Raw genomic sequence first — 24,408 nt, 5'->3', positions numbered from 1 at the left:
GCGCCTTCGCCGCCGCTCCCGGGCCAATCGGCAGGGGGCGGCGCGCGATCCGTCGCACCAAGGACCCACGACATGAAGAAGCTCGCCATCGGCCTCGGCCTGATCGCCACCTGCACCGCCGCCGCGATCGCCATTGCCCAGGAAGCGCCCCGCACCGACGAGGTGCGGCTCAACGAGATCCAGGTGATCGGCACCCACAACAGCTATTCGCAGGGCGTCGACCCGCAGCTGCTGGCGATGGTCGATGCCACGCTCGGCCCGAAGCTGGCCGCCTTCACCAAGGCCATGCCCGAAAAGATGAAGGCCGACTGGCAGGAATATCATCCCAACTTCACCAGCATGAGCGAAGGCTTGAGCTATCGCTACACCAGCCTGACCGACCAGCTGGACGCCGGGATGCGCAGCCTCGAGATCGACATCAACAACGATCCCCAGGGCGGGCGCTACGCCCATCCGGCAGGTCTAGCCGCGTTGCGTGCCAAGGGCGTCAGCGACAGCCAGATGCTGCCCTATGACGCCACCGACATGGAGAAGCCCGGCCTCAAGGTGTTCCACGTCGCCGATCTCGACGTGCGATCGAGCTGCAACCTGTTCACGCGCTGCCTGAAGCAGCTTCGCGCCTGGTCCGATGCGCATCCGGATCACGCTCCCATCTTCATCCTGGTCGAAGCGAAGAGCGATGCGCTGCCGGTGTTCCCGAACTCGTCCCCGCCCCTCGCCTTTGATCGTGCCGCGTTCGACGAGATGGACCAGTCGATCTTCCGCGAGATTGGCCGCGACAAGCTGGTGACGCCGGACCAGGTCCGCGGCACCTATCCCACGCTCGAGGCCGGCGTGCTCGCGCACAACTGGCCGACGCTTGCGAAGTCGCGCGGCAAGTTCGTCTTCCTGCTGCTGACCGCGATGGATCCCCAGGCGCTGGCCGCCTATCATGCCGGGCATGAGAATCTGGAGGGCCGCGCGGCCTTCCTGCGCGCCACGCCGGGGCAGAGCTATGCCGCTTTCCTGCTGCTCGACAATGCCAATGTCCGCGCCAGGGAGATTCCCGAGCGCGTGAAGCAGGGCTATCTGGTCCGCGCCCGTGCCGACATCGAAACCTATGAGGCGAAGGTGAACGACCCGACCCGCGCCAACCAGGCCTTTGCAAGCGGCGCGCAGATCGTCTCGACCGACTTCTACAAGCCGGGCAACGCGTATGGCACCAGCTATGTCGTGCGACTGCCCGGTGGTGGCGAAGCGCGCTGCAACCCGGTCAACGCCCCTAAGGCCTGCCGGCTCGGGCGCTGACGAGTTACACCACGGGAGAGAGTGATCCCGCGGCGGCCAGTGTTTCCTACCCGGTGCGTTGGAAACACTGGCATCCACAATCCCGAGTGTGGCCGATGTCTCCGCCTTCGCCTGGTCGAAGCGTTCGTGCCCTGGAGCCATCGCGCTTCAGGGCACGAACGCGTCCCCGCCCGCAACCATCACCTCGCCGCGCAGCCGGATGTCGTCGGAACCGCCACCAACCTGGAGAGCATAGGCACCCGGGCGCACCCGCCAGCGGTGCTCGGCTTCGTCCCATGTCGCGAAGGCGCGCGGATCTATCGTCAGCGAGACCCTGCGGCTCTCGCCCGGCGCGAGCGCGACTTTCGCGAAGGCACGCAATTGCCGCACCGGCTCGCCCTCGCCCCGCTCGGCGGGCGCAACATAGAGCTGGACGACTTCCTTGCCTCCGGGGCCGGCCTGATTGCGTAGCGTGAGCTGGACCTTGAGCGGCGCACCGCCCCTCAGCCGACGCGGTGCCTTGAGCGCCGAATAGCCGAAGCGCGAATAGGAAAGTCCGTGCCCGAACGCGAACAGCGGCGCGGTGCCCGCCGTGTCGAATTTGCGGTATCCGACGAGCAGGTCTTCGGAATAGTCGCTGCTGATCTTGGAGAGATCGGCGCGGTCATCGGCATCCGAAGCGGGAAAGCTCACCGGGAGCTTGCCCGAGGGATTGACCCGGCCGGCAAGGATAGCGGCCAGCGCCTGCGCGCCTTCCTGGCCGGGGAACCAGAGCTGGAGGATCGCGGGCACCTGGTCGCGCCACGGCATCGTCACGGCGGCGCCGCTGTTGACCACCACTACCGTGCGCGGGTTCGCCGCGGCGACGGCGGCGACCAGCTTGTCCTGCTCGCCCGGGAGCGCAAGCGTCGGGCGGTCATAGCCTTCGCCCTCGGTCGTCGAGGAGGAACCGACTAGCACGATCGCGGCGTCGGCGGCGCGCGCTGCGGCCACGGCTTCGTCGAGCGAAGGCGAAGGCTCGCGGAGCCCGAAGGCGAGCGCCTCATAGGGCGTCTGGCCGGTCGCATAGTCGAGGCGGATGCGATAGCCGCGCCCGGCCTCCAGATCGAGCGCAACGGTGCGGCGGAGCACCGGGAAGCCGATCACGTCGCGCGCGTCCGGCACGCCCTTCACGCTCTTGTCGAGGATAGTCTTGCCGTCGAGAATTAGCGTCGCGGAGCCCGTGCCGCGGATGCTGAGCTCGTGGCGTCCGCTGCGGCGCGGCCACAGCCAGCCCTCCCAGCGGAGCGCGGCGTAGCCGATGACGCTGGCGCTCGCGACATTGCCGCTGATCCGCTTGATGAAGCGGGTCTCGCGGGCGCTGCGCACCGGCTCTCCCGCGAAGTCGGCTGCAGCGAAATAGCTGGCCTGCAGCCCGGAATCGGCATGGCCGGCATCGGGGCTGAACAGCGCAGCATCGGCCGCGGGAGGCGTTTCCTCATTGTCGACGCCCTGAGCATAAGTAATCCGTACGCCCGGATAGGCCGCGCGCAGCGCCGCGAGCGGCGACGCGATGGCGTCGAACGGCACGACTTCGGAGCTCCCGCCACCCTGCATCCGCGCGGAAGCGGCATTGGGACCGATCACCGCAAGCGTGCGGATGTCGGAGCCGAGCGGCAACACGGCCTGGTTCTTGAGCAGGACGATCGCTTCCTCCGCAGCAGCGCGCGCGACATCGGCATGATTGCGGGCCGGAGCCGGCGCCGAGGGTGCGCGATCCAGCACGCCGCTGCGCAGGATCATCCGCAGCACGCGCCGGGCGTTGTCGTCGATCTGCGCAAGCTTCACTTCGCCCGCATCGACCGCCTTGCGCAGCTTCGCGCCGAACTGCGCGGGCGGGCCCGGCATTTCGAGATCGAGCCCGGCATTGGCGGCCGGCGCCGTCGAGTGCGTTGCGCCCCAATCGGAGACGACCGCGCCGGGGAAGCCCCAGTCCTTCTTGAGTACGTCAGTGAGCAGCAGGCGGTTCTGCGACACATAGGTGCCGTTGACCTTGTTGTATGACGCCATCACCGACCAGGGATTGGCCTGCTTCACCACCGCTTCGAAGGCCGGGAAATAGAGCTCGCGCAACGCGCGCTCCGAAACCCGGGCATCGACGAAGAAGCGATTGGTTTCCTGGTTGTTCGCGACGAAATGCTTGAGCGACACCCCGATACCTTCGCGCTGGACGCCACCGACATAGCCGAGCGCGATCTGTGCCGTGAGATAGGGGTCCTCGGAATAGGTCTCGAAATTGCGGCCCCAGCGCGGCGTGCGCACGATGTTGACCGTCGGGGCGAGCAGCACCGAAGCACCGTCGGCACGGGCCTCCTCGGCGATCGCGCCGCCGACGTGCGCGGCAAGCGCCGGATTCCAGGTCGCGGCGATCGCGGCACCGACCGGGAACACGGTCGCGGGCTTGCCCTCGGGCGACCGCACGCCGGTCGGCCCGTCGGTCATCTTGATCCCGGGCACACCGAGGCGCGGCATGCCGTTCGTCGTCATCGAGGAAGCGCCGGCCAGCAGCGCGATCTTCTCGTCGAGCGTCATCCGCGCGATCAGATCGTCGACGCGCGCGTCCAGCGGCGCGGATAGGCGGCGATACACCGGCGCTTCCGCGTCCTGCGCCGACGCGGGCGCGAGCCCGGCGGCGGAAGGAACCGACAGCGTCATCACAAACGCGATACTCAGGCCGCGCATCAGGGGATCTTCGCGAGATCGGCGGCGGTCTTTGCGAGCAGCTCGTCGGTGAGCTTGCCGCCCGAATATGGCTGGAGCTGCGTGAGGCTAAGGCCCTTGATCATCTCATATTGCGGAATCTCGAGCAGCCCGGGCAGATCGGCATTGAGAACGGCCTTCGCCGCTTCGTTGGCGGCGAGCGTCTCGATCGGCGTGTCGAGGGAATATTTCGGCGCGGCGGCCGGCACCGGGCTCGCAGCAGGCGCGGCCTGGGGCGCAGTCTGCGGCAGCGCGGCCGCGGCGAGAGCCAGCAACATAATCATCATCGTATCTCCTGGGATTCGCCGGAAGCCGGCGGCGACGTTTTCAAGACCCAGTTCGGCGACCATCGCCTCGCGGATCAGAAACTTCTGGATCTTGCCCGTGACCGTCGTCGGAAAGGCATCGACGAAGCGGATGTGGCGCGGAATCTTGTAGTGCGCGATGCGTCCCTGGCAGAAGGCGCGGACCGCCGCCTCGTCGCCCGCTGCCCCGAGGCGCAACCGGATCCAGGCGCAGAGCTCCTCGCCCATCCGCGCATCCGGCACACCGACCACCGCGACGTCCTCGATCGCGGGGTGGCTGAGCAGGAAATCCTCTATCTCGCGCGGATAGATGTTCTCGCCACCGCGGATCACGACATCCTTGATGCGGCCGACGATCCGGCCATAGCCCTCGGCGTCGATGGTCGCGAGATCGCCGCTGTGCATCCAGCCGTCTGCGTCGATCGCATCGGCGGTGCGCTCGCGATCGTTCCAGTAGCCGAGCATCACCGAATAACCGCGTGTGCACAATTCGCCGGGCCGACCCGCGGGAAGCGTCGCGCCCTCGCCATCGATCACCTTGCATTCGAGATGCGGCAGCACGCGCCCGATCGAATCCACGCGCCGATCGAGGCTGTCACCCAGCCCGGTCTGGAAGCTCACCGGGCTCGTCTCAGTCATCCCATAGCCGATCGTCACGTCGCGCATGTGCAGCCGCGCGATCACGTCGCGCATCAGCGGCTCGGGGCACACCGCGCCCGCCATGCATCCAGTCCGCAGCGAAGTGAGGTCGAAGCGGGCGAATTCGGGATGCGCCAGCACCGCGATGAACATCGTCGGCACGCCGTACAGCGCAGTGCAGCGTTCGGCTTCGACGGCTGCGAGCACCGCGCCCGGATCGAACGCCGCCGCGGGATAGATCATCGCCGCGCCGTGCGTGATGCTGGCCAGATTGCCCATAACCATGCCGAAGCAATGGTAGAGCGGCACGGGGATGCAGATGCGGTCTTCGGGGCCCAGCGCCATGCCGCGGCCGACGAAATAGCCGTTGTTCAGGATGTTGCGATGCGAGAGCGTCGCGCCCTTGGGCAGGCCGGTGGTCCCGCTGGTGAACTGGATGTTGATCGGATCGACCGGATCGAGCCTGGCGGCCAGCCGATCGAGCTCGGTCCGCGCACCGGGGCGCATCGCCGCGATCTCGTCGAACGCCAGCCAGCCGGGGCGCGGACCGCCGCCGATCCGGATCGCCGCCCGCAGCGTCGGCAGCCGCGCCGCGACCAGCCGGCCCGGCTCGCTCTCCGCGAGCTCCGGTGCCAGCGCCTCGATCATCTCGAGATAGGCGCTGGTCTTGAAGCGCTCGGCCGCCACCAGCGCCTTGAGGCCGACGAGGTTGATCGTGAATTCGGCTTCGGAAAGCTGATAGGCCGGGTTGATCGTCACGAGGATAAGCCCCGCACGCGCCGCGGCGAACTGCGTGAGCGCCCATTCGGCGCAATTGGGCGACCAGATGCCGATCCGGTCCCCCGGCTCGAGCCCCAGCGCGAGCAGCCCCGCCGCGAGCGAATCCGCGCGCGCAAGCAGCTCGGCGAAGCTCCAGCGAACGCCCTGCGCGACCGACACTAGCGCATCGCGACCGCCCCAGCGCTCCGCGGCGTGCACCAGCGCCTCGCCGATGGTGATGTCGAGCAGCGGAGGCGCATCCGCCCCCGTGACGTGGCTGAGCGCGTGCGCGGTCATGGCTTGCCCGGCGCCGTGCAGGTGAAGTTGGCCGCGTCGTCGGTGGATCCCGTGCCGCTCCAGCGCGCGACCTTGGGATAGGCGCATAGCGGGCGGGTGCGAACCGGCTTCGCCGGGAAGCCGAGATAGCCGAACAGGTCGTTGTCGAACTTGGTCGCCATGATCCGCTCGGGGGCTGCGCCGCCCTGGTGCCAGGCATCGATCGTTCCGAGCGCGTCGAACACATTGGGGCCTGGCCCGGCGAGGCAGTGCGACACGCCCGGCATCATGAAGAGCCGCGCGGAATCGCGGGCCGCCCGGTTTGTCCGCTGCACCCGCGTGAAATAGTCGATAGTGTTCTCAGGCGCGATCGCCGCGTCCTGCCAGCCGTGATACATCAGCAGCTTGCCGCCCCGGCCGAAGAAACTCCGAAGATCGGGATTATCGGCGTCGAGGTTCGCGCCCTGAAGCCGCTTCGCCAGCGCATAATCGCGCGCCAGATCGAAGCGCGCCAGGTCCCAGGACGGATCCGAATGGACCATGTAGCGCATGAAGTCGGTCGAGAAACGACCGTGCTGCGCGTTCGGCCCGGTAAGCCACAGATCCCAGGTGCCCGGCACCGCCTCGGCACCGGGCATATACCCCGGATAGAAGGGCTTGCCGTCCGCCGTCCGCACGCCGCGATAGAGCGCGCGCGCCGTCTGAACCTGCGGCGCGGTGAGGCAGCTAGGCGCGTCGCCGGCCTTGCACAGGAGCACACCCGGATCGAAGCGGCACGTGCGCGGATCGTCGATTACCCCGTCGGCCACGCCGTCCTTCGCGTCGCACTGCGCGAGCGCCGCGTCCTGGAGCAGCTTGAGCTTGGCATTGGGGATCACCGCTTCGGGCCGCGCGAAGGAGATGCGAGCGTCGGCGGCGAACGCGCTGGTCATCCGCGTCCAGGGTATCGCCGGCGCACCCGCGACGATCGCGTCATAATCCGTCGGAAAGCGCTGCGCTTCCATCAGCGCTTCCCGGCCGCCATCGGAGCAACCGTGGAAATAGCTCGCCGCCAGCGGCCGGGGATAATAGGCCGCGACCACGCGCTTCGCCGCCTCGGCGCCCAGATGGTTCGCGCGCCAGCCGAAATCGCGGATCTTCTCGGGAGCATTCAGGGCCCATTTTCCGTCGACGTCGCCGCTGCCGACATGCCCCATGTCGGTGCCGACCGCGGCATAGCCGCGTGCGACGCCGCCGCGCATCGTGAGCGAAGGGATCATCAGGCTGCCGCCAAAGCCGCCATTGCCCGCACCGAGCAGCTTGCCGTTCCACGCCGCGAGCTCGGGCAGCCACACCTCCACCTTGATCGACGAACCGGGAACCGGCGTGAGCACCGCCTGCACGCGGCAGAAGGGCGCCGCGGCGGGAAGCCCGGGCTTCCCGGGCTCGGTATCGATCGTCGTCCCCTTGGCGACGGGAGTCGCGGAAACGACACTGCCGTTGCCCAGCGCCAGCCCGGCGAGCCCCGCGCAGCCCTCGCCCGAGCGGGCGGGTGCCGGAGACAGTCTCCTGCCTTCGGCTGCACCGGTGACGACCAGCGCCAGCACGCCGGCGGAGAGCAGGTGGATCGACTTCATTTGCGCAGCATCCCCAGCGATTCGAGCCAGTCGCGCATCCGCGCGGTCCATTGATCGACAGACTTGCCCTTGTGCTCCATGCCGAAGCCATGGCCGCCATCGGGATAGGTCACGAGCTCCGACCTGGCCCCCGCCGCGCGCCAGGCGGCATCTAGCCTGGCACTGTCGTTCCGCGAGAGCTTGTCGTCATCGGCGACGAGCACGAAGAGCGGCGGCGCATGCGCCGGCACCGCGATCGGATCGGGGAGCAGTCCGGGGTAGATCGCCGCGGCAAAATCGGGACGGCTGTCGCGGTGGCCGGCAGCGAGCGTCCATACCGTCACCGCCCCGCCGGCGGAGAAGCCCATCAGCCCGATCCGATCCGGCTTGATGCCATATTGCCCGGCATGCGCGCGGACGAAGCGCACTGCCTGCTCGCCATCCGCCGTCGCAAGCGGCCGCAGCGGTGCGACAGCGTCGGCAAGCTCGGGCAGATGCGTCAATCGCCGAATGAACTGCCCGGTGAAATCGTCGCCGGTCTGCAACAACCGGTAGCGCAGCACGAAGGCGGTCACGCCCATGCCATTGAGCCACTTCGCCACGGCGGTGCCTTCGTTCTCGATCGAAAGCAGGTGGAAGCCGCCGCCCGGAGCGACGATCACGGCAGTGCCGTTCGCGATTGCCGGATCGGGGCGATAGACGGTGAGCGTCGCATCGCTGACATTGCGAACGATCGTGCCGAACGGAAAACGCGTCTCGGTCACTTCGGGACGGGACGGCGCCTGCGGCGGCGGTGCAGACCAGATGCGCCGGGCACCCGGATCCTGCGGCAGCACATGCGGAGCGCAGCCCATTGTCAGCAGGGCAAGCATGGCGCCCCATCGCAACTTCTTTGCCATCGTCATTGCCCTGCCTCCCGTGCGGCGGCGATCGCGGCGAGCGACGGGCTGCCGGCCTCCGCCATCGCTGCGGATGCGCCGATCGCGAGCAGGCGCGGCGCGGTGCCGTTCAGGCGATCCCAGCGCGGCAGTCCCTTGCCGTTAGGGTCGCCGGTAGCCGCGAAGCCGGTCCAATAGTCCGCGATCCGCGCCGCCACCGCCGCATCGACGGCGCTCGGCTTCGCATCGCCGTTCGCGAGATTGTCGAACTGGAAGATCACGTCGGTCGCATGGCCCGCGCCGATGCCTTCCTTGCGCTTGGCCTCGGCGACATAGCCGAAGCGATAGAGCCAGGTCGGCGCGCCCGTCGCCGCGTGCCAACGCGCCATCGCGAGTGCCGGCTCGGTGAACATCGCGTCGCCGGCCAGATAGCGCGTGGCCTTCTCGGGCGAGGCATAGCTCGCCTTGACCGCATCGGCGCCCTTGCCCAACGCCGCGAGCACCGGACCATTGACCATCGGCAGCAATCCCACGGGGACAAAGCCCAGCTCGTCGTCATTGCTGCCGATGATCAGCGGCACCCTGGCCTCGCGCCCCGCCGCGAAGACGCGCGCGGCGTCTTGGGGCACGATATCACCATCGGTGATCGGCCCCGAATAGCGCGCATCCTCCTTGTTGAGCATGTTGATGCCGCCAAGCACCGCCGGCGCGGGCAACGCACGCAGGCTCGCAGCATCGCCAGCGCCGGCTGCGGCCGCAAAGGCGCTGCCCTTGGCCTCCGCCTCGGACGGGACGGGCCAATGATCGCGCCCGCCACCCGAGGCGCTGATCGCCCGGGCGAACAGCCCGCGAGCCGCCGGGGACGCCATCAGCCGCAGCACCGATTCTCCGCCCGCGGATTCGCCGAAGACCGTGACTTTCGCGGGATCACCGCCAAAGCCCGTAATGTTGCGCTTCACCCATGTCAGCGCGGCGATCTGGTCCATGAGGCCGTAATTGCCACCGCTGCCCTCAGCGGTGAGCGCAGGGTGTGCGAAGAAGCCGAAACGGCCGAGCCTGTAGTTGAAGCTCACCACCACGACGCCGCGCGCCGCCAGCCGCACGCCATCGGTCTCGGCAAGCGAACCCGATCCGCTGACGAAGCCGCCGCCATGGATCCACACCATTACCGGCAGCTTCTCCCCGGCAGCGGCGTTCGGCGTCCAGACGTTGAGGAACAGGCAGTCCTCGCTCGTCGGCTGGCCGCTCGTCGTGACGCCGGGCATCGCATTCTGCATGCAATCATTTCCGGCCCGGCTCGCGTCGCGCGGCGCGGTCCAAGGCACGGTCGGCGCGGGCGGTCGCCAGCGCAGGTCGCCGACCGGCGGCGCGGCATAGGGAATCCCGCGAAACGCCATGATCCCCTCGGCGCTGACGCCACGCACCGGCCCCGCCTCGGTCCGCACCTGCTGCGCCACGGCGGGCATCGCAACGAACAGCAATGCGCCTGCGGCCAATATCCGGATCATCGCCTGCCTCCCGTCTGAAATACGAAGCTGCCGGCGCCGGTGCGATAGACCGCGTGACCGGCCTCATCGCGCACCCGCGAGGCGTCCGCTGGCGCCGTGATCGCGCCGAAGCCGAGCGGCACCCAGATCTCGCCAAGCGCATTGGCGGGGACCTCGGCGGTCAGCGTCAGCCGTCCCGCCTCCACGCGCCAGCGTGACGCGGCGCGACCCTGAACGGTCTCCATCACTGCCTCGGCGCTCGCCAGCCCCGCGGGGATCGCAGGCTTCACCAGCACCGTCTTGTAGCCCGGCGCGCCCGGCCTCAGCCCCGCGAGCCGCTGGCGCATCCAATCGGCAATCGACGCGAAATAATGATGGTCGCGCGAGCGGCTGGCGAGGCTCCAGCTCTCGAACATCGTCGAGTGGCCGTTGACGATCCACCAACCCCAGCCGGGCTCGTCGGTGCGCGTCGCCAGCCTGTAGGCAAGGTCGGCATGGCCATGGTCGCTCAGCACATCGAGCAGGTGACGCGTGCCGAACACACCGGTGCGCAGCCCCTGTTTCTCGACATCGCGCGCGATCGTGTCGGCGACGCCCTGCGCACGCCCCTCCGGCGCCATGCCGAAGGCTAGCGCGAGCACATTCTGCACCTGAAGCGGCGGTCCCGCCACGCCCTTGGCGTCGATGGTGCGGTACCAGCCGTTCGCGGCATCCCAGTAGCGGGCATTATAGGCCGTCCGGATGGCGTCGGCGAGCGCGCGATATCGGGCCGCATCCTCCTCGGCACCGATCACGGCAGAGGACCTGGCGAGCAGGTCGGCCTCATGGAAGAAATAGGCCGTCGTCACCGCATCGACGCCGCCGCCACGCGAATTGAAGAAGTCCAGGCTTCCCGGCGGCAGCCATTCGCTGAGCCCCTTGGCGCGGAAGAAATCAGGCGCCCGGATGAAGGTCGCGGTATAATCGACCAGCCGCCGCTGCATCGCATGGCTGCGCGCCAGGATGCGCGTGTCGCCGTCGGTGACGTAGAGCTCCCAGGGGAGGATCAGCGCCGCTGCGTCCCAGGGCGTGGTCGGTCCCCACATCAGGTTCCAGCCCGGCGTGTCCTCATAGCCGTAATAGGGCGTGGCGGGCACGATCTCGGGGATCTCGCCCTTGTCCGACTGGGCATCGCCGAAATCGTCGAGCCATTTGGTCCATACGCGCGCGATGTCGAGGCTGCGCGCCGCGGCTCCCGCCGACGCCTGGGCGTCGCCCGTCCAGCCATTCTTCTCATAGGTCGGCGTGTCGGTCTGGAAACCGTGGAGATTGTTGAGGATCGTCGCGGTGGCGGCGGCGTCGATCTTGCCCAGCAACGAGTCGGCGCTGGCGAAGCTGCCGATCCGCGCGACGTTCGAATGCACCACGCGCACACGGAGTGCGCCATCGCCCGGGGTGCCCGGATAGCCCTCGACCTGGACGTACCGGAAGCCGCGATAGCCGAAACTCGGCTCCCAACGCTCAAGCCCCCTGCCCGCCAGCGTATAACGATCGGTCTGCAGCTGGGCATCGATCAGCCCCGATGCAGGCACCACCTGCCCGTCGTCGCCGAGCCGCTCGCTCGCCACCATCGAGACGGTTGCGCCCCGCGCGCCCCGCACCTCGAGCACCGGCCAGCCGGCGACGATCCGCCCGAAGTCATAAACCCATACGCCCGGCGTCGGCTGCGTGACCGTGACCGGCGCGATCGTCTCGACCGGCGCGATCGGCTCGGAATTCGCGGCAACCAGCTTGCCCGCGGGTCCGGCGACCAGGCGCGCGGCCTGCCAGCCCGGCCCGGTGCCGGCGCGATCCCAGCCGTCAGGCAACAGCCGTGCGTCGTAGCGTTCGCCGCGATGGATCGAATCGCCCAGCGTCGGCCCCGAGCGCGTCTGCCAGCCGGGGCCGCTGGCGACCGTCTGGCGGGAGCCGTCGTCATAATCGATCTCGAGCTGAACCTTGAGCGCGGGCTCCGCATGCCAGGGTGCCGCGTGGAAATACCATTCGTTGGGATCGCTGAGCCCGTACCATCCGCGGCCCAGCTCGGCCCCGATCACATTCTGCCCGGCACGCAGGAGGCTGGTGACGTCGGCGGTGTATGCCAGCACGCGCTTGTCATAGGCCGTAAAGCCGGCCCCCAGCGGCGAACCCACCGCGGCCCCGTTCAGCGTGATCCGGGGCATCCCGCCCGCGGAATAATAGAGCCGGGCCCGAATGGCCTTCTTGCCGGGCGTGAGCCGGAACGCATGGCGTACCAGCGGCGCCGGCGCTTCGATCGGCAGCACCAGATCGATGTTCGGGACGCCGCTTGCAACCACCAGCCCCTGCGACGAGACGCTGCCGCCGGTGAAGGGATTGTCGTTGCGTGCGAAATCGGTCGAGATCGCGGGACTGTCGCTTCCCGATACCGCGACGGCGTGGATCACGGCGGCCCGCGCTTCCTTTGCGCTGAACCCGATTGTGCCGTGGCTATGCGTCGCATCTTCGAGCGTATCGGCGATCACGCCGTCCAGGCTGGTGACGATGCGCGTACCCACCGCCTGAATGCGCAGCCGGTGCCGCACACCCTTGAGCGGCTTCGCCAGCGGCACGCGCTTCAGCTGTACGGTCTTCACGGCCGAGCTGGTTCCGCCCGGATAGGTACGCAGGCTTTCGATCAGCTCGGGCCCGTCCTTGCCCTCGCGCAAGGTCCAGACATAGGCATCACCGAAGGTCTTGCCGTGCGGCAGCGCCCGGAACAGCACATCGACGGCGCTGCCAGTGAGCGTCAGGTCGGCTTCGAGTGTGACGTCGCGCCAGTCATGGTCGCGGCGATCGGGCCCGGAAATCCAGCGCGCACTCCAGTCTGCGGAGGCGAGCAGCCCCATCTCCCACCAACCGGGCGTGCTCCACTCCGTCGCGCGGCCATTGCCGTCCCAGGCCTGCACCTGCCACCAATAGCGCCGGCGCGCCTCGAGCCTCGGACCGGCATAGGCGATCTGGACATTGGCGTCGGAAGCGACCTTGCCGCTGTCCCATACATATGGGCCGGTCTTCAACGCGGCGGGAGACGCTGCCACCCGGATGCGATAGCCAGTCTGGCGCGCCACCGGCGAATGCCAGGCGAGCCGTGGCGCCGGTGAGTCGAGCCCCAGCGGCGCCTCGGTATATTCGACTTTCAGCTTCCACGGATCGGGGCCCTGGCGACCGAGACCCGCCGTTGCCGGCATCGCGAGCACCAGTCCCGCCAGCAACGGCAGGAGACGGCGGCACCACCGCGCACTGCCTTCACGTCCCCCACTCGATACGCGCATCGACGACAACTTCCGCTCCCTAGAACTTCGTCCGGATGCCAAAGGCGAACAGCCGCCCCAGCGTGCCACCATTGGTGTAACCCGGCGCGCTGTTCAGGAACGGCGGATCCTGATCGAACACATTATCGACATTCAGCGTCAGCGATGTGTTCTTGATCAGATTGCCGAGGTCATAGGAGAAGAACAGGTCTACAGTGTCGAACGCCGAGACGCGCGTCTGCGGAAGCACGCCGCCCAGCGGGAAGCCGCTGCGATGGTTGAGCGTCGCCTGACCGGTAAATCCTCCGACCTTGCCGCCCAGCCCCGCCGTGAAGGCCAGGCGCCCGGTGCCATTCTTCAGATCGTCGCTGAACGGGCCGCCCTTGATCGTCTGGGTCTTGCGGCCGAGCGTGTACGTCCCCGCGAAACTCGCGTTCAGCGAACCGAACGACGTCGAGTGGACATAGGCGAGATTGAAGTCGATCCCGTCGGTATGCACCGCACCCAGGTTGGCGCGCGTCGCCAGGAACAGCACGTAGGGAGAACTGGCCGCGTAGAGTGCGGCAAGGCTCGGCACGCCGTCGATACGCAAGCTGCCGGCCGCGGCCGTCGCCTGCGCGAGCGTGGGGTTGAGGATGTAGAAGCTTGAATAATTAGGGTCGGCGAAGAGCACCGGCGACGTGAACGGTGGCACTGCGATCGCATCGGTGAAGCGGACGTTGAAATAGGTCGCGCTCAGCACCAGCCCGGGCGCGAAGTCGGGCTTGAAGTCGAAACCCAGCGACCAGGTGTCGGCTTTCTCGGGCTTCAGGTTGGCGTTACCGCCCGCAATCGCGATCGTAGGACGCAGGATGTCGAACGGGGAGCTGTTCGCCGCACGGAACGGGCTGAACGGAATCACCTGCACGCGCGAGTCGACCGAATTGCCGAGATCGGCAAGGCTCGGCGCATGGAACGACGTTCCGTAGTTGCCGCGCAGGGTGAGCGAACGGACCGGACGATAGGTGATGCCGATCTTGGGATTGGTCGTCCCACCCACGTCGCTATAATCGTCATAGCGCGCCGATCCGGAGATCTCGAGGCTGTAGAGTCCCGGCGACCGATTGCCTTCGCCGACGAGCGGCACGAGCAGCTCGCCGAACACCGACTTGACGTCGCGCTCGGCAAAGGAACTGCCGCCCGTGATCGCGGCTATGGGGCCGCTTCCGGTGAAGGACCGGATGTTCTCATAGTGATATTCGGCGCCTGCCGCGAGGCGAACTTCGCCACCCGCCAGAGCGAACAACGGGCCATCGACCACGGCCCGGCCTTCGGCAAGCTCCTGCGTCGCCTGGCCGTAGTTGACGAAGTCGTTGATCCTCGCGAGCACGCTCGGCGACGTCGCGGACAGATTATAGGGATTCAGCGCCGTCGCCGTGGTCGTCCCACCCAGCGCCGCGGTCACCGCGCTCGCATTGATCGCATCCTCGGTCGTCTTATTCTCGCTACGCCCCAGATTGGCGCGCGTACGCAGCTGCCAGCCCCCGCCGAGGTCGAACTCCATCGAAGGCGTAATGCCATAGGAGGAGAAGCGCGCCGGGCTGACGTTGCTCGGCCCGAACACCGAATCGAACGACATCGCCACGGTCTGGGAGAGTTCGGTGCCGATCCGCGAGAAATAGGGGTTGAGGATCGTGATCGTATCGCTCTGCGTCGATTGCGCGCTGCGCGTCACGGTATCGCGCTGCGACCAGTAGCCGGTCAGCGAGAAATGGACCGCATCGCTCAATTCCTGCGTCAGCCCGGCGAACACGCTGTGCCGCTTTTCGCGCGGGACAATGTCGGCATAATCGGTCTGGTCGCAGCGGTTGATCGTGCCCGGCACCTTGCCCGGCAGCGCATAGGGAATGCCGCCGATCAAGACATTGGCGGGCGTGCAGGCCGTACCGCGGTTGTCATTGCCGCCACCCGCGCGATTGTCCGCCGTCACATAGTCGCGGTCGATGCCAAGAATATTGTCGTGCCAGGCATAGGCATAGGAGACGAAGATCGATCCAGATCCCCAGTCCTTGCCTGCGATCACGCTGCCGTCGAACGACTTATAGTCGTCCGCCATTCCGTAGCGCGCATTGATGCCGAGGCCGTTGTAGCGCTTGCGCGTGATGAAATTGATCACGCCCCCAATCGCGTCCGATCCATAGATCGACGAGCCGCCGTCGGGAATGATCTCGACCCGCTCGATCGCATCGGGCGGGATGATCGAGGGATCCACCGACGTCTGGAGCACGCCCGCGCCCACCAGGCGGTGGCCGTTCATCAGCACCAGCGTGGTCGATCCTCCCGACGCGCCGAGATTCCGGATGTTGGGGCGCACGATCGGCAGGGCATAGCTGCCGGTGCCGATCGGTACTGTCCCGAAATTGCCCACCTGCGGAATCTGCGCGAGCAGATCGTTGGTCGAGACGGCGCCCGTCGCCACCACCGCCTCACGATCAACGCCGATGACATTGGTCCCGACCGGAGCAACACCGCGGATCAGCGTTCCGGTGACCACGATGTCGCCACCCCCGCTGCCGTCCGCCGCGGCGTCCTGCGGCGACTTGCCGACCTGTGCGACAGGCTCCGCTGGAGGCGCGCTGTCCTGCGCATATGCGACGCTGCCCCCGCCCAGTATCCAGGCGATCGCCGCCGCCGACACGCCGAGGCGCAGCAAATGAAATCCCGCGGCACCGCGGCCCGCAAATTGTCCGTTCATCCCATCCTCCCCGATGGCCGGATTCCCGGCTCGTTTCGGTTGGAGAGGCGCAAGGCGCCACCCCGGTCGTGCCCCGCTTCTTTGAGGCGGTTTGCACTATTCAGGGTTACGACCTCCGGGCCGATGCGTCAATATTTTTAAAAATATGTACTGTTAATGAGTTGACGCTCTGCCGGCAGCGGCAATCTCGTCGCGAAATGCACTTCGCGCGGCGGAGAGTTGCGCAATCGGGCTGCCTGTTGAAAGCGCGCGGATCTGCTTTCCGATGAACACTGCCTGCATCCGCAGCGCGTCGAAAGCGGCGACATCCTGATTGAGTTGCTCGAGCTGGCGACGCCATGCCTTTGCCTGGTCGGCGATCACGCTCCACACGGCCGAGCGCAGGTCCAGCCGCCGCGCCGACTCGACGCCGATTGAATAGATCGCGATCGCGGCGCGGCCGTGCTGCGTCACTTCGCGGACGAAAACGGCGGCAGTCAGGTCGGCGAGTCCGTCGAGTGTCAGTCCTGCGCCCCCTGCCGAGCCGACCATGTCACGGTAGCGGTGCTTGGAGCGTGCGAACAACTCGGCTTCCGCGGCCTTCAGCAGGCCGTCGATCGACCCGAAATGATATGCCGGCGCCGCAATGGTAAGACCGCATTCCTGCGCCACGGCCTTGTAGGTGACGGCGCCCGCACCGTTCGCCACGAGCAGCGCGATCGCACCTTCCAGGATGCGCTCACGCGTTTCACGCGCCTTGGGCGTTCGCCGTGCAGGCGGGGACGGCCCGGCCTCGGGCGCGGTATCGCGGGGTGCCCAATGGATGACGGGATCGGCGCCTGCGGCGAAAACCGCGGCGACCTGCTCGGGCTTGAGCTCGAGCGGCAGCGTGATGAACAACAGGCCGATGGCGGTGTCGATGCCGGACACGACCGCCTCATCGCTCAACTCGCCGTACATGGCACGCGCCAGATCGCTCCACGCCTCGAACAGCTTGCCGAACCATTCGTCTGCGATCGCATGGCCTTCTGCGGTACGCGCGGCCTCAAGGATGATCTCGCACCATGCGAGCGCCAGCCGCCGATATCGGCCGGAAGCGTTGGTCAGCAGCTTGGTGACGAAGCCCGCAAGATCGGGCGCCCTGCCCTTGCCACGGCGCTGCCGCAGGGCCGCACGACGGAAAGATTCGACATAGCCATCGAGCAAGCGCCGGGAAGCATCGGCGATCATCTCGCCCTTGGTGGCATAATGATAGGTCGTCGCGGCAAGCGACACTCCGGCCGCCGCGGCAACCAGGCGATGCGTCACGCGGCTCGAACCCGCTTCGGCGAGCAAGGTGATGACGGCATCGGCGATCCGGGCTTTGGTCCGTGCCGCGCGCGCGGGGGATCCCGGCTGTCGCCGCTCTCGCACCGACCCGTCGGTCGCCATGCGTTCGCTCGATCCAACGTTCTTCGGCATCACCAAACCATATTCCTTAGCGCTACAGGGGCACTAGTCTTCGCGACGCTCCAACGATGCGCGGCACCGCGCCATCAGCACTCCCTCGAGAAGAAGGCCGCAAATCACCTACGCCATTCAGGCGGCATGTTTTAAACAATTGTACAATGAATGCCACCCGAGGCCAGACGCGAGCGCCACCGCTCCATTTCGCAACCGACGGGCTCTTCGGCCACATCAACGAAATGCGCTCCCGGTGCCGATACGCATGCCGGGATCGCAGCAGTGATGGGAGGACCGTCACGGTCCATCGGGTGGCAAAACATACGTCGCGACGACAGCCGGGCCGAGCGATTCAGCCGGCGCAAAACCCGAGGCAAATGGCCGAGATTTTACGGAAAGAGGCGCGGCATGACCGCCCTCTGCACGCGAAATCTATGCATATGTGTTGATTGCACTGGCTGGGGCGGCAGGATTCGAACCTGCGAATGACGGTACCAAAAACCGTTGCCTTACCACTTGGCGACGCCCCAGCAGAGCGGCGGCTTATAGGGCCTTAGCCCAGCCGTTCAACCCAGCCATGCGTGTCCGGCACGGTACCGCGCTGGATGCCTCCGAGCTCGGCGCGGAGCTTCTCCGTGACGATGCCCGGACCGCCATTGCCGATCATGAATTCATAGCCGTTGCCGCGCACCTGGCCGATCGGCGTGAGCACCGCCGCAGTGCCACAGGCGAAGGCCTCGCGTAGCTTGCCGCTCTGGGCATCGGCCTTCCACTGGTCGATCGAATAGCGCTCCTCGCGCACTTCGATCCCCTGCTCGCGCGCCAGGGTGAGCAGCGAGGCACGGGTGATGCCCGGCAGGATCGTGCCGCCCAGCGGCGGGGTGATGATCGAGCCGTCGTCCATCACGAACATCACGTTCATGCCGCCCAGTTCCTCGACATAGCGGTTCTCCACCGCATCGAGGAACACGACCTGATCACAGCCATGGCCGATCGCTTCCTTCTGCGCGACCAGGCTCGCGGCATAGTTGCCGCCGCACTTGGCCGCACCGGTGCCGCCCGGCGCCGCGCGCGTATAATGCTCCGAGACCCAGAGCGTGACCGACGGCGCACCGCCCTTGAAATAGGCGCCCGCCGGCGAGGCGATCACCATGTAGAGATATTCGCTGGCCGGCTTCACGCCGAGGAACACTTCGCTCGCGAACATGAAGGGGCGCAGATAGAGCGAGCCGCCCTCGATCTCGGGGATCCACTTCTCGTCGATCTTCACCAGTTCGCGGATCGACTGGAGGAACAGCTCCTCCGGCAGCGGCGCCATCGCCATCCGCTCGGCGGACTCGCGGAAGCGGCGGGCATTCTCGTCGGCACGGAACAGCGTGACCGCGCCATCGGGCGTGCGATAGGCCTTGAGGCCCTCGAAGATCTCCTGCGCATAATGCAGCACGGCCATTGCCGGATCGACCTGGATCGGCCCCCGCGGCTGGACCTTCGCGTCGTGCCAGCCCTTCTCTACCGAATATTTGATCACCACCATGTGATCGGTGAACACCTTGCCGAAGCCCGGATTGGCGAGGAGCACGGCGCGGTCTGCATCGCTGACCGGGTTGGTGTGCGCTTCGAACTCGAAATCCAGATTGGTGGTGGTGTTCATCTTACTCTTCCCGACTCTGCCTTGAGCGGCTTGCAGCGGGTTAGGCGCGGTGGCAGAAAGCGTCAACATGGCTGCCCCAATTCCTGCCTCCCCGCTGTTCCTGCGCGAGCCCGAGATCCGGCGCGGCGTGGAACTGCTCTATTTCGGGTACGCCCATCTGACCCGCTCGATCGATGCCGGCCTCGCCGAACAGGGCCTGGGCCGCGCGCATCACCGTGCGCTCTATTTCATCGCCCGCAAGCCGGACCTGACGGTGAGCGAGCTGCTCGCGATCCTCTCGATCACCAAGCAGTCGCTCGGCCGGGTGCTGACCGAGCTGGGCGACCGCGGCTTTGTCGAGACGCGCACCGGCGAGAAGGACCGCCGCCAGCGGCTGTTGCGACTGACCCCGGCGGGCGCCAAGCTTGAAGGCGAGCTGTTCGACGCGCTGCGCGGCAAGATGGCGGCGGCCTATTCGAGCGCCGGCCCCGGCGCGGTGGGCGGCTTCTGGGCGGTGCTCGAAGGACTTGTGCCCGAGAGCGAGAAACAGGTGGTGGCGGCGCTGGGGCGGTAGCATCCCCGTCATATCCGCGAGTAACCCCGTCATCCCCGCGAAGGCGGGGATCCAGAGCCAAACAGGACATCGCCCGCGACCCTGGATCCCCGCCTTCGCGGGGATGACGGGGGAATTAGAGCCGGATCGAAAGCTCCACCTCGTCGCTGAACGGCATCGACATGTAGCCGTTCGCCACATCACCGACGCGCTCCAGATATTCCGGGCAGTAATCGGCATTGTCGGCCACCAGGATCGCACCGCGGCGCAGCCGGGCCTCCACCCGGTCGAGAATGTCCGAATAGAGCGCCTTGGCGCCGTCGAGCAGCAGCAGGTCGATATGTTCGGGCAGCTCGGTCGAGAGTGTCTCCAGCGCATCGCCCTCGCGGAACTCGACCAGGTCGGAAAGGCCGGCCTCGGCGAGATGCGCCTTGGCACGGGCGAGCTTGGCGGGTTCGAACTCGGTGGTGATCAACCGGCCGCCGCCATTGTCACGCAGCGCCGCCGCGAGATGGAGGGTAGACAGGCCGAACGAGGTACCGAACTCGACGATCGAGGTAGCACGCGTCGCGCGGACCAGCGTGTAGAGCAGCCCGCCCACCTCAGGCGAGACCGGCAGGGCGAAATCGGCGAGCTTGGCGTAGAAGTCACGATACCCGGTCTTGCTGCGCATCATCGCGCGGTGATCCTCGCTGGTCGTGCCGGCGAAGAGCGGGCTCGCGGCCGGCGGGTTGGCATCGACCTCGGCAAACAGGCGCGCGAGCAGGGGCGCCACAGGGGCGCTGGAAAGCGTCGTCATCTTGGGGTTCTCCATGTGGAAGCAGGGGCTTGCCTGCTGATCCGGAAAATACGACTAGTTCGTCAGGTTTGACTATTCGCATTGGCCGGAGCCCCGTATGCCCCCTGCCCGCACCACCCGCGTCGCCTCGCGGAAAGAGCCCAGACAGGCGCGCTCGAACCAGCTGGTCGAGGCCGTGCTCGACGCCGCTGTTCAGGTTTTGACGAAGGAAGGCGCGCAGCGTTTCACCACCGCGCGAGTCGCCGAGCGGGCCGGCGTGAGCGTCGGCTCGCTCTACCAGTATTTCCCCAACAAGGCGGCGATCCTGTTCCGCCTGCAGAGCGACGAGTGGCAGCAGACCTCGGCGATGCTGCGCGCGATCCTGGAAGATGCGAGCATCCCGCCGCTCGACCGGCTGCGCCGGCTGGTCCACGCCTTCATCCAGTCCGAATGCGAGGAAGCGGCGATCCGCACCGCGCTGACCGACGCCGCCCCGCTCTACCGCGACGCGCCCGAGGCGATCCACGCCCGGGCGGAGAATGCTGGGATCTACGACGCGTTCCTGCGCGAGGCGCTGCCCGGTGTGGGCGAGGAGGAACGGAAGCTGGCGGGTGGCCTGATCAAGATGACGCTGAGCGGCGTCGGCGAGCGCTTCTCACAGAACCCGCGCACGGAGGCGGAGATCGCAGCGTGGTCGGACGCGCTGGCGGACATGTTGTGCGGCTATGTGGCAGGCATCCCGACCGCACAGGGCCGGGGCGACCAATCAGGTGGATGACATTGCGCCCCGATAGACCGGATCCTCGAGCGCACGCCCCGCACCCATAGCCACGCACATTAGGGCATTCTCCGCGACTACGACCGGCAATCCGGTTGCCTTGGACAGTACATCGTCAAGATGCGCGAGGAGGCTGCCGCCACCCGTCATCACGATACCCTGATCGAAGATGTCGGAGGCCAGTTCCGGTTCGGTTTTCTCGAGTGCGGAATGCACCGCCTCGACGATCTGGGCGGTCAGGTCCGCAAGGGCGTTTGCGATCTCGCCCTGGTTCACCTCCACTTCGGAAGGCATGCCCTTCACCAGATCGCGTCCCCTGACTTTCGTGGTCTGGCCGATGCCGTCCTCCGGAAGCCGGGCAGTGCCGATCTCGACCTTGATCCGCTCGGCGGTCGCTTCGCCGACCATGAGATTGTGCTTGCGGCGGATCGCGGAGGCGATCGCATCGTCCATGCGGTCTCCGCCGACACGAATCGATGCGCTATAGGCCAGGCCCTTGAGGGACAGGACGGCCACCTCGGTCGTGCCCCCGCCAATGTCCACGACCATGGCGCCGAGCGGTTCGGTGATCGGCAAGCCGGCACCGATCGCCGCTGCCATGGATTCCTCGATCAGATAGACCTTGCCGGCGCCGGCATTGGTGGCCGCTTGCTGGATGGCACGCCGTTCCACCTGGGTGGCGCTGCTCGGGATGCTGATCGCGATTTCGGGTCGCCGCCCGATCCGCATCGAACGGCCACGGACCTTGTCGATGAAATATTTGATCATCTGCTCCGCGACATCGACGTCGGCGATGACGCCATCGCGCATGGGACGGATCGTGCGGACGTTGTCGGGCGTCTTCCCCAGCATCAGCTTCGCTTCGGCGCCGACCGCCCGGACGCGCGAGATGCCACCTGTCGTTTCCATCGCAACCACCGAGGGCTCGCTGAGGACGATCCCGCGGTCCCTCAGATAGATGACTGTGTTTACCGTGCCGAGGTCAATCGCAAGATCGTAGGAACCGCTCGAGAACAAACGAGAAAATCGCATCAAATTCAATCTGTTGGCACAAAATTCGCCTCACAGGATTGCAAGAGGCGACATCGGTTGCGCGGGCCCGTGCGGTGAGCTGGCGCAGGGCTCGGGTCAACCTGTTATCGGCTGAACGACCGACTGGGGCGCCGATATGAGTGCAACCGGGCTGGCGCCCCTTCCCTTGCCCCTGGGGGACGAGGGAGGAATTGGCTCACGCCAACTTGAACCCTTCCTTGTTCATCGTCAGCGTCAGCGCCTTGTTCTTCTCGTCGCTCAGCTGGGCGCGGAGCATCGGGAAGAGACGCATCTCCTCCTCGGCCATATGCTCCTCGATCTCACCGCGGAACTGGCGGACCTTGGCTATCCAGTCGGGCGAGGCGGTGGGCGTGTTCTCCAACTCGTAGAGATACTGCTTCACATAGCCATGTTCCCTGGTGAGTTCGTCGGCCGCCTGTTTCTGGCCTGCCTCGCGCAGCGCCGGGTAGATGACATTCTCCTCCTCCACCGCATGCTTCATCAGCGCGTGCTTGAGGTGCGCGAGCAGCAGGTTGCGCTTCGTCGTCGAATGCTCGTCGCTGGCCTCGATCTGGTCGAACACCTTGCGAACCGCCTCATGCTCGGTGGCAAGCGCTTCGTCCCAGTTTCCGGCGAGCGCCGTGGGTGCCTGGATCACCGCCTTGCGGCCGAGCAGCGCCAGCACCCCCAGCGCCACGCCGCCGGCGGCGGCTCCGGCGATCACCCCGAGATTGTGCGTCGTGCTCGTGCGCTTCGAACCGGTGAAACGGCCCTTGCTGTCGCGGGTTGCGGTGGTGGTCGTCATGGCTACGCCTCCAATGTTTCGCTGTCAGCGCAACAACGGAGGAGCGCGGCGGGCGTTCCGGCCTATCCGCGGGCTTCCGCCGCCATTTCGGCGTTACGCCGGGCGGAAGCGGTGAGCGTGGCGAGCAGCAGCTTCTTCAGCGCGTCGTCGGCATCGAGCACATCGAGGCCCTTTCGGGTCGATCCGCCCGGGCTGGCCACCCGGTCCGCCAGCACCGCAGGCGAGACCTCCGCAGCGCCGGCGAGCAGGCCGGAACCTTCCACGGTGGCGATGGCAAGCCGCTGCGCCTGACCCTCGGGAAGGCCGAGCGCGGCGCCGGCCGAGGCCAGCGCATCGATGAAGCGATAGACGAAGCCAGGCCCGCAGCCCTCGAGCGCGGTGACCACGTCGAACAGCTTCTCGTCGGCGATCCACTCGACCAGCCCGAGCGGCTGCATCAGCGCCTCGACCGAGCCGTTGGCGGGCCCGTGCAGCGCGACCACGCCCTTGCCGATCGCGACCGGCAGATTGGGCATGACGCGCACGATCGCGCCCGCATCGAAGCGCGAGGCGAGCGTGGCGATTTCGACGCCAGCGAGGATGGAGAGCAGCAGCGGCACGCCGGCGATGCTGGTGCCGTGCGCTTCGGCGATCGCGTCGATCTGCTGCGGCTTCATGCCGAGCATCACCGCATCGGGTAGCGGACCGGCAGGGAATGCGCGGCCCTGGCGGACGCCCGCGGGCAGTTCGCGGTCCTGGCGGTTGACGACGAAGACATTGGCGGGGTCGATCGTCCCCGCTTCGATCCAGCGGCGCAGCATCGCGCCGGCCATGTTGCCGCAGCCGACCAGCCACAAGCGGGCCGGCGGAGCGGCGCTCACGCTTCGCCCTGCGTTTCGATCAGGGCAGCGGCCAGTGCCTCGGCCGGGGTCTTGCCGCCCCACAGCACGAACTGGAAGACGGGGTAGAAGCGCTCGCACTCATCGACGGCGCTTTCGACCAGCAGCTCGGCCTGGGGCAGGCTGAGCGTCGGCTCATCGCCATCGATCATCGCGGCGTGGCGGAACAGCAGGATGCCGCTCTGCGACCAGAGCTCGAAATGGCCGATCCACAGCTGCTCGTTGACCAGGCCCACCGTCTCGTAGAGCGCCATCCGGCGCTCGTCCGGCACCCGGATGTCCGGGAATGCCAGGAACTGGAGCACGCCGTCGTCCTCGCGCCAGATCGCGCGAAGCTCATACTCCGTCCAGCTGCCTTTGACCTTCGCCACGATCTCGTCGTCCTCGCGGCTGTGGGTCCAGCCATGGGCGGCGAAATAGCTTTCGAGCATGTCGATAGGGGCTGCGTCGTCGCGGTCGAATTCCGCTTCGTCGAGCATCAGTTTCTCCACTGGGGCCGGATTGCTTGGCCAGAATCTGCCAATCGCACCGGGCCCGCACAAGCGCAGGGTTCGCAACCCTGCG

Annotated in this window: 17 protein-coding genes and 1 tRNA gene; 3 read left to right on the top strand and 15 right to left on the bottom strand. The window is 67.2% G+C overall.

Annotated elements, in window-relative coordinates:
* The first annotated feature begins 72 nt into the window (after window positions 1-72).
* Window positions 73-1,287, top strand: coding sequence for a Ca2+-dependent phosphoinositide-specific phospholipase C (locus tag AC1RJ5_RS19285; protein WP_493115141.1), 1,215 nt, complete (start codon window positions 73-75; stop codon window positions 1,285-1,287).
* Window positions 1,288-1,434: 147 nt separating this feature from the next.
* Here AC1RJ5_RS19285 and AC1RJ5_RS19280 read toward each other — a convergent pair whose 3' ends face one another.
* From AC1RJ5_RS19280 to AC1RJ5_RS19235, 10 genes are all read right to left on the bottom strand, one after another.
* Window positions 1,435-3,987: a glycoside hydrolase family 3 C-terminal domain-containing protein gene (locus AC1RJ5_RS19280; protein WP_493115139.1), complete on the bottom strand. Its 2,553-nt coding sequence runs from the start codon at window positions 3,985-3,987 to the stop codon at window positions 1,435-1,437.
* Window positions 3,987-6,005: an AMP-binding protein gene (locus AC1RJ5_RS19275; RefSeq protein ID WP_446745947.1), complete on the bottom strand. Its 2,019-nt coding sequence runs from the start codon at window positions 6,003-6,005 to the stop codon at window positions 3,987-3,989. The genes AC1RJ5_RS19280 and AC1RJ5_RS19275 overlap by 1 nt, the downstream gene beginning before the upstream one ends.
* Entirely contained in the window at window positions 6,002-7,600 is a 1,599-nt protein-coding gene (locus AC1RJ5_RS19270; RefSeq protein ID WP_493115137.1) for a tannase/feruloyl esterase family alpha/beta hydrolase, read from the bottom strand. The genes AC1RJ5_RS19275 and AC1RJ5_RS19270 overlap by 4 nt, the downstream gene beginning before the upstream one ends.
* On the bottom strand, window positions 7,597-8,484 hold the full coding sequence (locus AC1RJ5_RS19265) for an alpha/beta hydrolase (RefSeq protein WP_342249092.1): 888 nt from the start codon (window positions 8,482-8,484) through the stop codon (window positions 7,597-7,599). The genes AC1RJ5_RS19270 and AC1RJ5_RS19265 overlap by 4 nt, the downstream gene beginning before the upstream one ends.
* A complete protein-coding gene (locus AC1RJ5_RS19260) occupies window positions 8,481-9,965 on the bottom strand; it encodes a carboxylesterase/lipase family protein (protein ID WP_493115134.1) in 1,485 nt (494 codons plus the stop codon). The genes AC1RJ5_RS19265 and AC1RJ5_RS19260 overlap by 4 nt, the downstream gene beginning before the upstream one ends.
* Window positions 9,962-13,195 carry a family 78 glycoside hydrolase catalytic domain gene (locus tag AC1RJ5_RS19255; RefSeq protein ID WP_493115132.1) on the bottom strand — a complete coding sequence of 1,078 codons (3,234 nt, stop codon included), beginning with the start codon at window positions 13,193-13,195 and terminating at the stop codon, window positions 9,962-9,964. The genes AC1RJ5_RS19260 and AC1RJ5_RS19255 overlap by 4 nt, the downstream gene beginning before the upstream one ends.
* Window positions 13,196-13,274: 79 nt before the next feature.
* Window positions 13,275-15,968, bottom strand: a complete 2,694-nt coding sequence (locus AC1RJ5_RS19250) for a TonB-dependent receptor domain-containing protein (protein ID WP_493115130.1) — start codon at window positions 15,966-15,968, stop codon at window positions 13,275-13,277.
* Between the two features lie 153 nt (window positions 15,969-16,121).
* A complete protein-coding gene (locus AC1RJ5_RS19245; protein ID WP_493115128.1) occupies window positions 16,122-17,408 on the bottom strand; it encodes a TetR/AcrR family transcriptional regulator in 1,287 nt (428 codons plus the stop codon).
* Between the two features lie 437 nt (window positions 17,409-17,845).
* Window positions 17,846-17,920 (bottom strand) — tRNA-Gln (locus AC1RJ5_RS19240).
* A 23-nt stretch (window positions 17,921-17,943) separates the two neighbouring features.
* Window positions 17,944-19,041 carry a branched-chain amino acid aminotransferase gene (locus AC1RJ5_RS19235; RefSeq protein ID WP_184168846.1) on the bottom strand — a complete coding sequence of 366 codons (1,098 nt, stop codon included), beginning with the start codon at window positions 19,039-19,041 and terminating at the stop codon, window positions 17,944-17,946.
* A 67-nt stretch (window positions 19,042-19,108) separates the two neighbouring features.
* Here AC1RJ5_RS19235 and AC1RJ5_RS19230 point away from each other — a divergent pair, with 67 nt between their 5' ends.
* Window positions 19,109-19,594 carry a MarR family winged helix-turn-helix transcriptional regulator gene (locus AC1RJ5_RS19230; RefSeq protein ID WP_269576383.1) on the top strand — a complete coding sequence of 162 codons (486 nt, stop codon included), beginning with the start codon at window positions 19,109-19,111 and terminating at the stop codon, window positions 19,592-19,594.
* A 115-nt stretch (window positions 19,595-19,709) separates the two neighbouring features.
* Here AC1RJ5_RS19230 and AC1RJ5_RS19225 read toward each other — a convergent pair whose 3' ends face one another.
* Window positions 19,710-20,372 carry an O-methyltransferase gene (locus AC1RJ5_RS19225; protein WP_493115125.1) on the bottom strand — a complete coding sequence of 221 codons (663 nt, stop codon included), beginning with the start codon at window positions 20,370-20,372 and terminating at the stop codon, window positions 19,710-19,712.
* 97 nt (window positions 20,373-20,469) lie between these two features.
* On the opposite strand from AC1RJ5_RS19225, the gene AC1RJ5_RS19220 reads away from it, so the two are divergent.
* Window positions 20,470-21,129 (top strand): TetR/AcrR family transcriptional regulator, encoded by a 660-nt coding sequence (locus AC1RJ5_RS19220; RefSeq protein ID WP_269576385.1) that lies wholly within the window; start codon window positions 20,470-20,472, stop codon window positions 21,127-21,129.
* Here AC1RJ5_RS19220 and AC1RJ5_RS19215 read toward each other — a convergent pair.
* The 4 genes from AC1RJ5_RS19215 to AC1RJ5_RS19200 all read right to left on the bottom strand — a co-directional run bounded on the left by AC1RJ5_RS19215 (window position 21,118) and on the right by AC1RJ5_RS19200 (window position 24,326).
* Window positions 21,118-22,161, bottom strand: coding sequence for a rod shape-determining protein (locus AC1RJ5_RS19215; protein WP_446745948.1), 1,044 nt, complete (start codon window positions 22,159-22,161; stop codon window positions 21,118-21,120). The two genes, AC1RJ5_RS19220 and AC1RJ5_RS19215, sit on opposite strands and share 12 nt — an antisense overlap.
* Before the next feature lie 196 nt (window positions 22,162-22,357).
* The gene (locus tag AC1RJ5_RS19210) at window positions 22,358-22,966 is read right to left on the bottom strand and encodes a hemerythrin domain-containing protein (protein WP_493115122.1); all 609 of its coding nucleotides are present in this window, start codon (window positions 22,964-22,966) and stop codon (window positions 22,358-22,360) included.
* 62 nt (window positions 22,967-23,028) lie between these two features.
* The gene (locus AC1RJ5_RS19205; RefSeq protein ID WP_342249097.1) at window positions 23,029-23,826 is read right to left on the bottom strand and encodes a pyrroline-5-carboxylate reductase family protein; all 798 of its coding nucleotides are present in this window, start codon (window positions 23,824-23,826) and stop codon (window positions 23,029-23,031) included.
* The gene (locus AC1RJ5_RS19200; RefSeq protein WP_446745949.1) at window positions 23,823-24,326 is read right to left on the bottom strand and encodes a type III secretion system chaperone family protein; all 504 of its coding nucleotides are present in this window, start codon (window positions 24,324-24,326) and stop codon (window positions 23,823-23,825) included. The genes AC1RJ5_RS19205 and AC1RJ5_RS19200 overlap by 4 nt, the downstream gene beginning before the upstream one ends.
* Window positions 24,327-24,408: the final 82 nt, after the last annotated feature.

The organism is Sphingomonas sp. GW822-FHT03G08, from assembly GCF_058801135.1.
The sequence above is the reverse complement of the archived record's forward strand: the minus strand, read 5'-3'. Positions and strand labels throughout refer to the sequence as shown.